This is a genomic window from Inquilinus ginsengisoli (assembly GCF_031453975.1).
In the GTDB taxonomy this organism is placed as follows: Bacteria; Pseudomonadota; Alphaproteobacteria; order DSM-16000; family Inquilinaceae; genus Inquilinus; species Inquilinus ginsengisoli_A.
In genome coordinates, this window is the sequence record NZ_JAVDPW010000009.1 from 268283 (window position 1) to 281789 (window position 13507).

The following is a 13507-nucleotide window of genomic DNA, read 5'->3' on the forward strand; positions in this document are numbered from 1 at the left end:
ATGGCTAATGAACATATCGTCAAATCCTTCGATCAGGAGCTCGAGGCGCTGCGCCGCACCATCGTGCAGATGGGCGGCCTGGCCGAAAGCCAGCTCGAGCTCGCCATCCAGGCCGTGGTCCGCCGCGACGCCGACCTCGCCGGCCGGGTGGTGCGCAGCGACGAGCAGATGGACGCCTACGAGACCTCGATCGACGCCCAGGTGGTGCAGATCCTGGCGCTGCGCCAGCCCTTCGCCGGCGACCTGCGCGAGGTGGTCTCAGCCCTGCGCATCGCCTCGGACCTGGAGCGGATCGGCGACTATTCCGCCAACATCGCCAAGCGCTCCCTGGCGCTGGCCCAGGTGCCGGTGGTCCGGCCGGTGGCGACGCTGCCGCGCATGGGCCGGATGGTGCAGCAGATCATCAAGGACGTGCTCGACGCCTACACCGAGCGCGACCTGGAGAAGGCGTTGTCCGCCTGGCGCCAGGACGAATCGGTCGACGACCTCTACACCAGCCTGTTCCGCGAGACCCTCACCTACATGATGGAGGATCCGCGCAACATCACGCCCTGCACCCATGTGCTGTTCATCGCCAAGAACATCGAGCGCATCGGCGACCACGCCACCAACATCGCCGAGCTGATCCACTTCCTGCTCACCGGCAAGCCGATCAAGGATGCGCGCCCCAAGGGCGACTCATCCTCCTTCACCGTCGTCATCCCCGAGGCAAAGTCGGAGGATAGCCCATGAGGGCCGGCATTCAGCCGCTGGTTCTGGTGGTCGAGGACGAAGTCGACCTCGTCACCCTGCTGACCTACAACCTGGAGCGCGAGGGCTTCCGCGTCCTGGCCGCCTATGACGGCGAAGAGGCGCTGCTGCTGGCCAGCGAGCAGCGCCCCGACCTGGTGCTGCTGGACTGGATGCTGCCGCATCTCTCGGGCATCGAGGTCTGCCGGCAGCTGCGCCGCGGCGCCAAGACCCGCGACATCCCGGTGATCATGCTGACCGCGCGCGGCGAGGAAGGGGATCGCGTCCGCGGCCTCGATTCCGGCGCCGACGACTATGTCGCCAAGCCGTTCTCAACGCCGGAACTCCTGGCCCGGATCAAGGCGGTGCTGCGCCGGACCTCGCCGTCCAGCGCCGGCGACATGCTCAGCTACGCCGATCTCAGCATGGATCTCGGCGGCCACCGCGTCCGCCGCGGCAACCGCGACGTCCATCTCGGCCCCACCGAGTTCCGCCTGCTGCGCCACTTCATGCAGCATCCCGGCCGGGTGTTCAGCCGCGAGCAGCTGCTCGACATCGTCTGGGGCCACGACGTCTATGTCGAGCCGCGCACCGTCGACGTGCACATCCGCCGCCTGCGCAAGGCGCTGAACGACGACACCGAGATCGACCTGATCCGCACCGTCCGTTCGGCCGGCTACTCGCTGGACGTCCAGGCCCAGGCCTGATCCGCCGCCAGGCGGGCTCTTATGATCGTGCCGACCCGTAGTCTCGACCCCGGATTCGGAGGCGTCGCATGAACAAGGATTCCTGGCTGTTCCTTCGGCTGTGGTTCCGGTCGCCGCTCAAGATCGCGGCCTGGGCGCCCTCCAGCCCCGCTCTGGCCCGGGCCTTCGCCCGCCATGTCGACCCGCGGGTCGAGGACCCGGTGCTGGAGCTCGGCGCCGGCACCGGCAGCATCACCGAGGAGCTGCTGGCGACCGGACTGCCGCCGGAGAAGCTGATCGTGGTCGAGAAGATGCCGGAGCTGTGCGCCGTGCTGCGCCGCCGCTTCCCGGGCGTGCGGGTGCTGGAGGGCGACGTTGCCGACATCGGCACGATGCTGGAGGCGGCCGGTGTCATCAGGCTGTCGACGGTGGTGTCGACCCTGCCGATCATCTGGTTCCCGCTCGAGCTGCAGCGCCGCATCATCGACGCTGCCTTCACCCGGATGGGCCGGGCCGGCCAGTTCCTGCAGATCACCAACCAGATCCTGTCGCCGCTGCCGCGGCGCAAACTGGGGCTGCGCGGGCGCTTGGTCGACTTCGTCTGGCGCAGCCTGCCGCCCTCGGGCGCCTGGAGCTATCGCCGCGACGGCAAGGGGATGATCGACGCGACCTGATCCCGGCTTCGGACAGCAAAAAGCCCGCGACGCCGGACCGGCATCGCGGGCTTTTTTGGGGAGCAGGGAGCGCCGGCCTACTTGCCCGGCGCGCTGGGAACGAACCAGCCGGCCGGCAGGCCGTTGGTCTGGCGGCGCGGCTCGCCGGCGTCGGCGACCTGCTGGATCGCCGGGCGGTTGGCCTTGGCCGAGGCCACGCGGACCGGCGGGGCGTCGGGGATCGGCGCCATGCGGGTCGGGGCGGCGGTGGCGCGGACCGGCGGCGCAGCCGGAACCGCCGCCGCGACCCGGACCTCGGGCGCCGGGGCGCGGGCCACCGGCTGGGCGTCCGGGATCGGCGCCATGCGGGCCGGCGGCGGCAGCACGCTGCGCGTCACCGGGGTTGCCGCGGCCACCTGGCTGCTGCCGTCGGGGATCGGGGCCATGCGGACCGGGGCCGGCACCACGACGGTGCGGGCGGCCGGGGCCACGGTGGCGACCTGGACGGCGCCGGCGTCGGGGATCGGCCGCATCTGCACCGGGGCCGGCTGCACCGTCCGGGCGGCCAGGGCGGCCACCGGATTCTGCTGCACGGCGCGGTAGGCGCTCGACCCATCGGGGATCGGCTGCATCGCCGCGACCACGGTGGTGCCGCGCATCGACGAGCCATCGGGGATCGGCTGCATGGCTGCGACCACGGTCGCACCACGCATCGACGAGCCATCGGGGATGGGTTGCATGGCTGCGACCACGGTCGCACCACGCATCGACGAGCCATCGGGGATGGGTTGCATGGCTGCGACCACGGTGGTGCCGCGCATCGACGAGCCGTCGGGGATCGGCTTCATCGCCGCGACCACGGTGGTGTTGCGGGTCGCCGGGATCTGCCGGTCGATCTGGGCCGCCGCGTACTGGGTCATGCGGTCGGGCGCGCTCTTGCCGGGCAGGATGCCGGCGATCTGCGGCGCGATGATGTCCATGTAGCGCCGGGTCTCGCGCGGCAGCGGCCGGCCTTCCTCGACGTATTGGCGATAGCGTTCCGGCCCGGCATTGTAGGCGCCGAGGAAGCCGGGATAGCCATAGAGGTCGTACATGTCGCGGATATAGGCCGCGCCGGCGATGATGTTGTCGCGCGGGTTGTAGGCATCGCCGCCCAGGCCGTGCTGGTAGCGCAGCTCGTCATACGTGCCGGGCATCACCTGCATCAGGCCCATGGCGCCGGCGGTGCTGGTGATCGGCTGGCCACCCTTCCAATGGGTCTGGCCGCCGCTTTCCACCTGCATTACGGCGCGGATCCAGGCCTCGGGCACGTCGAAGCGACGCGACGCCTCGTGAATCTCGGCACCCCAGGGGCCGCTCGCGACCACGGGCTTCGGCTTGGGCGCCTCGGCGCAGGCGGCCAGCAGGCCGGCAAGCAACGCGGTGGCCGCAACAGCCCTGGTCCAGCGGGTTGTCCCTGGCATATTCCCCTCCATGCTCCCCCGAATCGCAAAGACCGACGGCGGCGCCGCAGGCCCCAACATTAACGCAGGCGATTAACGTATACGGATAAGTCCTTCATTCAAAGTACAAAACGCCGACCAGCCTGTCCCCCAGACGGTCGAACAATTGTCAGGAATGCTGACCGAGAGCGGGCAGGTCGTCGAGCGAAATCGTCACATGCACGATGCCGGGCTCGTCGGCCACATCTTCGCGGGCGAAGCCGAGCTCTCCCGCCATGCGCAGCATCGTGACGTTTTCACGCAGCACCTCGCCGTAGATCCGCTTCAGGCCGCGGCTGCGGGCATAGGCGATGATCTCGGTCATCAGCCGGGACCCCAGCCCGTGGCCCTTCAGGTCGGACCGCACCATGATGCCGTATTCGGCGGTCTCGTTGTCCGGGTCGGCGATGATGCGCACGGCCCCCAGCAGCACCCTGCGCCCGTCCTCCTCGGCCTCGGCCACCAGCGCCATCTCGCGGTCGTAGTCGATCTGGGTCAGCCGGGCGGCGAATTCGTGGCTGAAGCTGCGCATGGTGCTGAAGAAGCGCAGCCGGACATCGGCCGGGGCCGATCGCTGCAGCATCTCGCGAATCGCCGGCTCGTCCTCCGGCCGCACCGGCCGCAGCACGATCTCGCGCCCGTCGCGCAGCACCAGCCGCTCGACCAGTCGCTGCGGGTAGGGGCGGATGGCGAATCGCGGCGTGCCCACCGGCAACGGCGGCCGCACCCTGATTTGGGCGTCCAGCGCCTGCACGCCGGCGGCATCGGCCAGCAGGGGATTGATCTCGAGCGCGGCCACCTCGGACAGGTCGGCGGCCAGCTGCGACAGCTTCACCAGGGTCAGGGCGATGGCGTCGAGGTCGGGCGGCGGCCGGCCAGGATAGCCCTGCAGCAGCCGCCAGACCCGGGCGCGGGCCATCAGCTCGCGCGCCAGCACGGCGTTCAGCGGCGGCAGGGCGACGGCACTGTCGCCCAGCATCCCGGCGGCGGCGCCGCCCTGGCCGAAGCGCAGGATCGGGCCGAACAGCGGATCCTCGCCGATAGCCAGGATCAGCGGGTGCGCCTCCGACCCCGCCGCGCTGCCGGCCGGCGCCACCGGGATCCGATAGGCCTCCAGCAACGACCGGGCCTCCGATTCGGCCAGGGTCGACCGGCCCTCAACCAACGCAGCCGCGATCGCCGCCCGGGCCGCCTCGGTGTCGGGCACGAAATCCTCCGGCAGGGCCGGCGGCGTCTCCATCAGCGACTTTTGGTTCCGGCGATGGCGGGCGAGGTGCATGAACGCCCGCGCCGCCTGGCCGGGGGTGGCGTAGCCGGGGATCCGCGCCTCGGCCAGCAGGCGTCTGGCCGCGACGGCGGCGGCGCCGGTTCCCAGCCAGCTGGTCAGCACGGGCGGCCGCCGGCCGTTGCGCGCCGTCGCCTGCGCCACCGACTGCACCATCGCCCGCGCCGCGGGGATCGGATCGGCAAGCGCGCTGGGACCGTTCAGCACCAGCACGGCATCCTTGCCCGGATCGGCCAGCAACGCATCGAGTGTGCGGGCATAGCGCTCGCCCGTGGCGTCGCCGCGGATGTCGACCGGGCCGATGGCATCGACCGGGTTGCCGAGGCTGTGGCCCGGCAGCGCCACGTCCAGCCGGGCCAGGGTCTCGGGCGACAGGGCCGCCACGCTGCCGCCGGCATCGGCCAGCGCCTCGGCCGCCAGCACGCCGATGCCGCCGCCATTGCTCAGGATCGCCAGCCGCTCGCCGTCGACGCGCAGGCCGCCGGCCAGGGTCTCGACCGCGTCGAACAGCTCGGCCAGGTCGAACACCCGCAGCATGCCGGCGCGGCGGAAAGCGGCGTCGTAGACCGCGTCCGGCCCGGCCAGGGCGCCGGTGCGGCCGGCCTTGATCACCACCACCGGCTTGGTGCGGGCGGCGATGCGCCCGGCCGACATGAACTTCCGGGCCTGGGTGACGGTCTCGACATGCAGCAGGATCGCCCGGGTGCGGCCATCGGCGGCCAGCCAGTCCAGCAGGTCGCCGAAATCGACATCGGCCATGTCGCCCAGCGACACCGCGTGGCTGAAGCCGATGCCGCGATGGGTGGCCCAGTCCAGCACCGCGGCGGCGATGTCGCCGGACTGGCTGACGAAGGCGATGTCGCCGGCCAGCGGCGCGACATGGCCCAGGCTGGCGTTGACGCCGTGATGCGGGGCCATCAGGCCCAGGCAATGGGGCCCGACGATGCGCAGCAGATGCGGCCTGGCCGCGTCCAGCATGGCCTGGCGCAGCCCCGCGCCTTCGGGGCCTGCATCGAGGCCGGTGGTGACGACCACGGCGGCGCGGGTGCCGCGGGCGCCCAGCTCGGCGATCAGCCCGGGCACGGTGGCCGGCGGGGTGGCGATCACCGCCAGCTCCGGCCCGACCGGCAGGGCGGCGACCGAGGGGTAGGACGGGGCGCCGCCGAAGGACTGGATCCGGGGGTTGACCGCCATCACCGGCCCGCCGAAGCCACCGGCGAAAAGGTTGCGGGCCAGCACGGCGCCGACCGAGCCCGGACGGCGGCTGGCCCCGATCAGGGCGATCGAGGCCGGGCGGAACAGGGCGTCCAGGTTGCGGACCGACATCGCGCGCTCCCGGCAGGGGCCGTGCGCTGAGAGTCGCCCAGCAGGCCGGGCGGCTCAAGGACGATGTCGGTCGGGGTGCTTACTCGGCGGCGGTCTTCTTGTCGGCCTTGGCGCGCTCGATGCCGGCGACGATCATCTCGGCGGCCCGTTGCGGCCCGTCCCAGCCCATGATCCGGACCCACTTGCCCTTTTCCAGGTCCTTGTAATGGGCGAAGAAGTGAGAGATCTGGTCGCGCAGGATCTCCTGCAGGTCCTCGTAGCTCTGCACCTTGGCGTAGTAGGGGTGCAGCTTCGACACCGGCACCGCCAGGATCTTCTCGTCCTCGCCGGCCTCGTCCTCCATCAGCAGCACGCCGACCGGCCGGGCGCGCAGCACGGCGCCCGGCATCACCGGCTCGCGCCCGACGACGATGACGTCGACCGGGTCGCCGTCACCCGACAGGGTGTGCGGGATGAAGCCGTAATTGCCGGGATAGGCCATCGCGGTGTGCAGGAAGCGGTCGACGAACATCGCGCCCGACTCCTTGTCGAGCTCGTACTTCACCGGCACCCCGCCCATCGGGTTCTCGATGAGGACGTTGACGTCGAAGGGCGGGTTCACGCCCACCGGGATCTTGTTGATATCCATGACGGCCCTGGTCGTTCCGAAGGGGTATGGGCGCGGACCATAATGCGGACCGCGCCCCAGGGCTAGTGCCGAGGCGTTCCGCCGATGCGGATCACCCCATCTTTTTTGTGCGCTGCAGCGAGGGAACTATCGCCGCTGCGGCAGCGCGTCGTAGGCGGCCAGCGCCGCGGCGGTGACGATCTCGGTCACCGTCGCGCCCATCTGCACCACCTGCGCCGGCTTCTCCAGGCCGCACATCAGCGGCCCGATCAGCGAGGCGCCGGCCAGCTTCTGGAGCATCTTGGCGCCGATATTGGCCGCGTTCAGCGCCGGCATGATCAGCAGGTTGGCAGGTCCCGACAGGCGGGCGAAGGGGTACAGCCGCTTCATCAGCTCATGATCGAGCGCGACCTCGGCGGTCATCTCGCCGTCGTATTCGAAATCGACCCCGCCGGCCTTGGCGCGGGCGTCCATGATGGTGACGGCGTCGCGGATGCGCTGGGTGAACTCCCGCATCGGCTGGCCGAAATTGGAGGAGGAGACGAAGGCCAGCCGCGGCTCATGCCCCAGCGCCCGCGCCTTGGCCGCGGCCTGCAGCGCGATGTCGACCAGCAGTTCCGGGTCCGGCCGCTCATGCACCGTGGTGTCGGCGATCAGCACCGTGCCGCCGCGCACCGTCAGCATCGACAGGCCGAAGGGCACATGGTCCGGCGCCGGGTCGATGACGCGGGTGATCTCCTCGAAGCAGGTGGTGAAGTTGCGGGTCAGGCCGGTGACCATGGCGTCGGCGTCGCCATGCGCGACCATGCAGGCGGCGAAGATGTTGCGGCCCTGGTTGACCATGCGGGCGACGTCGCGCTGCAGCAGCCCTTGGCGCTGCAGCCGGCGCCACACGAAGTCGATGTAGCGTTCGTTGTGGCGCGACAGCCGGGCGTTGTGGATCTCCAGCTCGGCGATGGTGGCCTCGGGCAGGCCGATCCGGGCCATGGTCTCCCGCACCCGCTCCTCGCGCCCGATCAGGATCGGCGTGCCGTAGCCGGCGGCGCGGAAGGCGATGGCGGCGCGGATGGTGCGCTCCTCCTCGCCCTCGGCGAACACCACGCGGGTGTCGGCCGACGCCACCTTGTCGAAGATCAGCTGCAGCTTGTCGACGGTCGGGTCCAGCCGGCGGCGCAGGCTCTGGCGATAGGCGGCGACATCGGTGATCGGCTTGCGCGCCACGCCCGATTCCATCGCCGCCTGGGCGACGGCCAGCGGGATCTCCTCGATCAGCCGCGGGTCGAACGGCACCGGAATGATGTATTCGGGGCCGTAGCGCAGCCGGCGGCCGGAATAGGCGCTGTCGACCTCATCCGGCACGTCCTGGCGGGCCAGCCGGGCCAGCGCGTGGGCGGCGGCCAGCTTCATCGCCTCGTTGATGGTGCGGGCGCGGACGTCCAGCGCGCCGCGGAAGATGTAGGGGAAGCCCAGGACGTTGTTGACCTGGTTGGGATAGTCCGACCGGCCGGTGGCGATGATGGCGTCCGACCGCACCGCCTTGACCGCGTCCGGCGCGATCTCCGGGTCCGGGTTGGCCAGGGCGAAGATGATCGGCTTGTCCGCCATCGACCGGACCATCTCGGGCGTCATCGCGCCCTTGACCGACAGGCCGATGAAGACGTCGGACCCGGCCACCGCCTCGGCCAGGGTGCGGTGCGGCGTGTCGACGGCATGGGCCGCCTTCCACTGGTTCATGCCCTCGGTGCGGCCCTGGTAGACCACGCCCTTGCTGTCGCACAGGATGATGTTCTGCGCCGGGGTGCCCAGCGACTTGAACAGCTCGACGCAGGCGATCGCCGCGGCGCCGGCGCCGTTCAGCACCATGCGGATGTCGCCGATGGTCCGGCCGGTCAGCTCCAGCGCGTTGATCAGCCCGGCCGCGGCGATGATCGCGGTGCCGTGCTGGTCGTCGTGGAACACCGGGATGTCGAGCAGCTCGCGCAGCCGGGCCTCGATGATGAAGCAGTCCGGCGCCTTGATGTCCTCGAGGTTGATGCCGCCGAAGGACGGCCCCAGGAAGCGCACGCAGTTGACGAATTCGTCGACGTCGCGGGTGTCGACCTCGAGGTCGATGCCGTCGATGTCGGCGAAGCGCTTGAACAGGACGGCCTTGCCCTCCATCACCGGCTTGCTGGCCAGCGCGCCCAGGTCGCCCAAGCCCAGCACCGCGGTGCCGTTGGAGATCACGGCGACGATGTTGCCCTTGGCGGTGTAGTCGTAGGCCGCCGCTGGATCGGCATGGATCCGCAGGCAGGGCGCCGCCACCCCGGGGGAATAGGCCAGCGACAGGTCGCGCTGGGTGGTCAGCGGCTTGGTCGCACTGATCTCCAGCTTGCCGGGGCGGCCCTGGGCGTGGAAGGCGAGGGCGTCGTCATCGAGCGATGATGTGGTCATGATGTCCGGCGGCGCTGGGTGGATGCGGGGCCGATCACTGGACCTTCGCCGCAACCGACCGTCAAGCCCTTCCGACTGTGGCTCTTCTGCAACGCCAAGATCTCTTCGCACTGCACCCAAAAGAGGCCGCTTGCGCAACGCAGCGGCAATCCCGTATCTCTCGGCTCTACTCCAATTCCAGGGAGGATCGTGCAATGACCAATGTTCATCTCTACCGCGGCAAGACCGCCTGAACGTCTGCACGATCAGATCTCGTCGACTCACGACCTGATAGCTTCCCTGCACTGACCTGATCGCTGCCGACACCGCCGGACGGACCCCAACGGGCCGTTTCCGACGCCTCCGCATCCGATCCTCGTCCTTCAACCTTCCACCCCATTCCGTCCCGCATTCCGCGTGACGGATTCGCCCCGTCCGACCGCTACAGGTCCGACCCTCATCGGCCCGACCCGTGTCGGCCGGACGGTTCATCAACCTCCAAACCGATTTGGAGACCATCATGTTCGTTTCGAACGAGAAGCGTGCCTTCCGTCCGTCGCTGTCGCTCATCGTCGTCGCGTTTGCGGAGCTGGGTCGCGTCCTCGTGACGCCGCGCCGAAAACCCCGCGACACCGATTCGCTGAGCGAATACCTCAGACGCGACGTCGGGCTCAGATCTTGAAACGGGAGCGGGGCGGGGCCTTCGGGCACTGCCCCGCCGCTTCCCGTCGCTAGATCCCACCGGCCTGTGCCCGACCTCCGTGTCGGGCGCGAGGCTTGGGTTATCGACGCTATATAGGAACTAAATCACATGTACGCATATCGCGCGCCGCCCCTGCCGGCAGCGCCGCCGGTGCGGCTTGTCCCCATGGTCACGTCGCAGGATCGCGCCGTGTTCGCCTCGCTGCGGGTGCTGCCCGACCAGGCGGGCTTCGTCGCCTCCAACGCCGAATCCATCGCCGAGGCGGATGAGATGCCCTGGTGCGTGCCGCTCGGGGTCTGCGATGCCACCAATGGTGGGGTCGTCGGCTTCGTCATGCACGCGCTCGACCCGGATGAAGGCCGGCGCTGGATCTACCGGCTGATGATCGACGCCCGGTTCCAGGGCCGCGGCTTCGGCCGCGCCGCCCTGCGCGCCACGCTGGCCATCCTCGACCGCCTGCCGCGCAGCGAGCGGGTGATGCTCGGCGTAGACCCGGCCAACCTGGTGGCGCGCCGGCTCTACGCCGCCGAGGGCTTCGTCGAGACCGGCGAAATGCTCGGCGACGAGCTGGTGATGCGCCGGGTGCTGCAACGCTGACCCGGGGCCGCCTGTCCGGCGGCCCCGGACGCGTCGCATCCCGTCGATCGGCAATGGAGATTGAGAGTGATTATCAATCTTAGTATGATCCGAGTCGCAGCGGCGCCATCCGCCATGGGGGAGGGGGCGCCGCGGATCCGGTTCCGGATCGCCGGCCGCCTGTGGTCGGTGGGCTTCGGCGCGGGGATCGGGCGGGGCGCCGCCGGGAAAACCACCCTGCGGCGCAACCGCGTTCCGGCCCCGGTACCCCACCTGTCGCAAGGCGACGCAAGGGCGTGAGAAGTGTGGGAAAGGCGTGCTAAGGTCCGCCCTTCGCCCATCCGATCCCCGAGCCCCGTGTCGACAGCCTTGCCCGACAGCAGCACCCCCGCGACGACCGAACCGCCCGTCACGCCGATGATGGCGCAGTATCTGGAGGCCAAGGCGGCCCATCCGGACTGCCTGCTGTTCTTCCGCATGGGCGATTTCTACGAGATGTTCTTCGACGACGCGGTCAAGGCCGCGGCGGCGCTCGACATCGCCTTGACCAAGCGCGGCCAGCACCAGGGCGGCGACATCCCGATGGCCGGGGTGCCGGCGCACAGCCACGAGGCCTATCTGGCCCGGCTGATCCGGCTGGGCTTCCGGGTGGCGCTGTGCGACCAGACCGAAAGCCCGGACGATGCGCGCAAGCGCTCCGGCAAGACGCTGGTGCGGCGCGAGGTTGTGCGCGTGGTCACCCCGGGCACGGTGACCGAGGACGGCCTCTTGGAGCCGCGCAGCGCGAATCACCTGGTGGCGCTGGCCGAGGTCGCGGGCACCCTGGCGATCGCCGCGGTCGACATCTCCTCCGGCGACCTGGTGACCGAGCCGACCGCGCCCGACCGGCTGGGCGCCGCGCTGGCCCGGTTCGACCCCAGCGAGATCCTGCTGCCCGAGCGGGTGCTGCAGAATCCGGCGCTGTTCGAGCTGCTCGGCGACTGGAAGATGCGGCTGACGCCGCAGCCCAGCGCCCGCTTCGACAGCGAGAACGGGCGGCGCCGGCTGCAGGATCTGTTCCGGGTCGGCACCCTCGATGCCTTCGGCAGCTTCGAGCGGGCCGAGGTCGCCGCCGCCGGCGCCCTGGTCGACTACATCCAGCTGACCCAGAAGGCGCTGCCGCGGCTGTCGCCGCCCCGCCGCCTGCCGCGCGGCGCGGTGATGGAGATCGACGTCGCCACCCGCCGCAACCTCGAACTGACCCGCACCCTATCGGGCGACCGCCGTGGCAGCCTGCTGGCCGCGATCGACCGCACCGTCACCGGCCCCGGCGCCCGCATGCTGGCATCGCAGCTGGCGGCGCCGCTGACCGACCCGGCGGCGATCGGCGAACGGCTCGATGCCGTCCAGGCGCTGGTCGAGGACGGGCGGCTGCGCGACGACCTGCGCACCCTGCTGCGCGCCTGCCCGGATGGCGAGCGGGCGCTGACCCGGCTGGGCCTCGGCCGCGGCGGCCCGCGCGATCTCGCGGCGATCCGCGACGCGCTGCGCCAGGGCACCGCCCTGCGCGACCGGCTGGGCGCCCCGCGCTTCCTCGACCTGCCGCCGCTCTTGTCCCGCGCCGCGGCGGAACTCGGCGAGCATGACGGGCTGATCGACCGGCTGGCCCGGGCCTTGGCGGAGGAGCTGCCGCTGCTGATCCGCGACGGCGGTTTCATCGCCGCGGGCTACCTGCCCGAGCTGGACGAGCTGCGCACCCTGCGCGACGAGTCGCGCCGGCTGATCGCGGCGCTGCAGCAGCGTTACGTCGACGAGACCAAGATTTCGACGCTGCGCATCCGCCACAACAACGTCATCGGCTATCACGTCGAGGTCTCGGCCAACCAGGCCGACAAGCTAACCCAGCCGCCGCATATCGGCACCTTCATCCATCGCCAGACCATGGCCTCGGCGATGCGCTTCACCACGGTCGAGCTCGGCACGCTGGAGCGGTCGATCGCCGAGGCGGCGGACAAGGCGCTGGCGATCGAGTTGCGGCTGTTCGCCGACCTGGTCGGCGAGGTCACCGGCCGGGCCGAGGCAGTGTCGTCCGCGATCCGCGCTTTGGCCGGCTTCGACGTCGCCGCGTCGCAGGCCGAGCTGGCGGTCGAGCGGCGCTACTGCCGGCCGCGGGTGACCGACGACACCGCCTTCCGCATCAGGGGCGGCCGCCACCCGGTGGTCGAGATCGCGCTGGCCGAATCCCAGGGCGGCGCCTTCGTCGGCAATGACTGCGACCTGTCGGAGGAGCGTCGGCTGTGGCTGCTGACCGGCCCGAACATGGCCGGTAAATCCACCTTCCTGCGCCAGAACGCGCTGATCGCCGTGCTGGCCCAGATGGGCGGCTTCGTGCCGGCCGAGGATGCCGAGATCGGCGTGGTCGACCGGCTGTTCAGCCGGGTCGGCGCCGCCGACGACCTGGCGCGCGGCCACTCCACCTTCATGGTCGAGATGGTCGAGACCGCGGCGATCCTGAACCAGGCCGGCCCGCGGGCGCTGGTCATCCTCGACGAGATCGGGCGCGGCACCGCCACCTTCGACGGGCTGTCGATCGCCTGGGCCTGCGTCGAGCATCTGCACGAGACCACGCGCTGCCGCGCGCTGTTCGCCACCCATTACCACGAGCTGACGGCGCTGCAGGCGCGGCTGTCGCGCCTGTCCTGCCACACCATGCGGGTGAAGGAGTGGCAGGGCGACATCGTGTTCCTGCACGAGGTCGCGCCGGGCACCGCCGACCGGTCCTACGGCATCCATGTCGCCCGGCTGGCCGGGCTGCCGGCCGCGGTGATCGGCCGGGCCGAGGAGGTGCTGGAGGCGCTGGAGCAGGGCAAGCAGGGGCGCAGCGTCGCCCGGCTGGTCGACGACCTGCCGCTGTTCTCGGCGGCGATGGCGCGGCCGACCACGCTGGCAGAGGCGGCAGGCCCGTCCGAGGTCGAATCCGCGCTGGCGGAGATCGATCCCGATGCGATGACGCCGCGCGAAGCGCTCGAACGGTTGTATGCTTTGAAGGCGCTGCTCACCTAAGACCCAT

At 70.7% G+C, this 13507-nt stretch carries 10 protein-coding genes; 6 read left to right on the top strand and 4 right to left on the bottom strand.

The genetic code is table 11. The features are described from left to right. The 3 genes from phoU (at position 1) to E9232_RS25325 (ending at position 2089) form a co-directional block, all read left to right on the top strand. Entirely contained in the window at positions 1 to 732 is a 732-nt protein-coding gene (gene phoU / locus E9232_RS25315) for a phosphate signaling complex protein PhoU (protein ID WP_309798762.1), read from the top strand. Further along, positions 729 to 1436, top strand: coding sequence for a phosphate regulon transcriptional regulator PhoB (gene phoB / locus E9232_RS25320; protein WP_309798764.1), 708 nt, complete (start codon positions 729 to 731; stop codon positions 1434 to 1436). The genes phoU and phoB overlap by 4 nt, the downstream gene beginning before the upstream one ends. Before the next feature lie 68 nt (positions 1437 to 1504). Further along, entirely contained in the window at positions 1505 to 2089 is a 585-nt protein-coding gene (locus E9232_RS25325; RefSeq protein WP_309798766.1) for a class I SAM-dependent methyltransferase, read from the top strand. Positions 2090 to 2166: 77 nt separating this feature from the next. Here the strand turns inward: E9232_RS25325 and E9232_RS25330 are convergent, their stop codons facing one another. The 4 genes from E9232_RS25330 to E9232_RS25345 form a co-directional block, all read right to left on the bottom strand. Next, positions 2167 to 3531: a transglycosylase SLT domain-containing protein gene (locus tag E9232_RS25330; protein WP_309798768.1), complete on the bottom strand. Its 1365-nt coding sequence runs from the start codon at positions 3529 to 3531 to the stop codon at positions 2167 to 2169. Positions 3532 to 3679: 148 nt separating this feature from the next. Next, positions 3680 to 6160: a bifunctional acetate--CoA ligase family protein/GNAT family N-acetyltransferase gene (locus E9232_RS25335; RefSeq protein ID WP_309798770.1), complete on the bottom strand. Its 2481-nt coding sequence runs from the start codon at positions 6158 to 6160 to the stop codon at positions 3680 to 3682. A gap of 79 nt (positions 6161 to 6239) precedes the next feature. Beyond that, positions 6240 to 6788, bottom strand: coding sequence for an inorganic diphosphatase (ppa, locus tag E9232_RS25340; protein WP_309798771.1), 549 nt, complete (start codon positions 6786 to 6788; stop codon positions 6240 to 6242). 126 nt (positions 6789 to 6914) lie between these two features. Continuing rightward, positions 6915 to 9200, bottom strand: coding sequence for an NADP-dependent malic enzyme (locus tag E9232_RS25345; RefSeq protein WP_309798773.1), 2286 nt, complete (start codon positions 9198 to 9200; stop codon positions 6915 to 6917). Between the two features lie 499 nt (positions 9201 to 9699). Here E9232_RS25345 and E9232_RS25350 point away from each other — a divergent pair, with 499 nt between their 5' ends. From E9232_RS25350 to mutS, 3 genes are all read left to right on the top strand, one after another. Beyond that, on the top strand, positions 9700 to 9861 hold the full coding sequence (locus tag E9232_RS25350; RefSeq protein ID WP_309798775.1) for a hypothetical protein: 162 nt from the start codon (positions 9700 to 9702) through the stop codon (positions 9859 to 9861). Between the two features lie 129 nt (positions 9862 to 9990). Then, a complete protein-coding gene (locus tag E9232_RS25355) occupies positions 9991 to 10479 on the top strand; it encodes a GNAT family N-acetyltransferase (RefSeq protein WP_309798777.1) in 489 nt (162 codons plus the stop codon). 396 nt (positions 10480 to 10875) lie between these two features. Beyond that, complete coding sequence (mutS, locus tag E9232_RS25360) at positions 10876 to 13500, top strand: DNA mismatch repair protein MutS (protein WP_309799086.1); 2625 nt, start codon at positions 10876 to 10878, stop codon at positions 13498 to 13500. Positions 13501 to 13507: the final 7 nt, after the last annotated feature.

What these genes read in the sequence shown, in the direction of transcription:
- mutS (WP_309799086.1), top strand. Translation starts at nt 10,876, where the DNA reads ATGATGGCGCAGTATCTGGAGGCCAAGGCGGCCCATCCGGACTGCCTG.
- E9232_RS25345 (WP_309798773.1), bottom strand. Translation starts at nt 9,200, where the DNA reads ATGACCACATCATCGCTCGATGACGACGCCCTCGCCTTCCACGCCCAG.
- E9232_RS25330 (WP_309798768.1), bottom strand. Translation starts at nt 3,531, where the DNA reads ATGCCAGGGACAACCCGCTGGACCAGGGCTGTTGCGGCCACCGCGTTG.
- ppa (WP_309798771.1), bottom strand. Translation starts at nt 6,788, where the DNA reads ATGGATATCAACAAGATCCCGGTGGGCGTGAACCCGCCCTTCGACGTC.
- phoB (WP_309798764.1), top strand. Translation starts at nt 729, where the DNA reads ATGAGGGCCGGCATTCAGCCGCTGGTTCTGGTGGTCGAGGACGAAGTC.
- phoU (WP_309798762.1), top strand. Translation starts at nt 1, where the DNA reads ATGGCTAATGAACATATCGTCAAATCCTTCGATCAGGAGCTCGAGGCG.
- E9232_RS25350 (WP_309798775.1), top strand. Translation starts at nt 9,700, where the DNA reads ATGTTCGTTTCGAACGAGAAGCGTGCCTTCCGTCCGTCGCTGTCGCTC.
- E9232_RS25355 (WP_309798777.1), top strand. Translation starts at nt 9,991, where the DNA reads ATGTACGCATATCGCGCGCCGCCCCTGCCGGCAGCGCCGCCGGTGCGG.
- E9232_RS25325 (WP_309798766.1), top strand. Translation starts at nt 1,505, where the DNA reads ATGAACAAGGATTCCTGGCTGTTCCTTCGGCTGTGGTTCCGGTCGCCG.
- E9232_RS25335 (WP_309798770.1), bottom strand. Translation starts at nt 6,160, where the DNA reads ATGTCGGTCCGCAACCTGGACGCCCTGTTCCGCCCGGCCTCGATCGCC.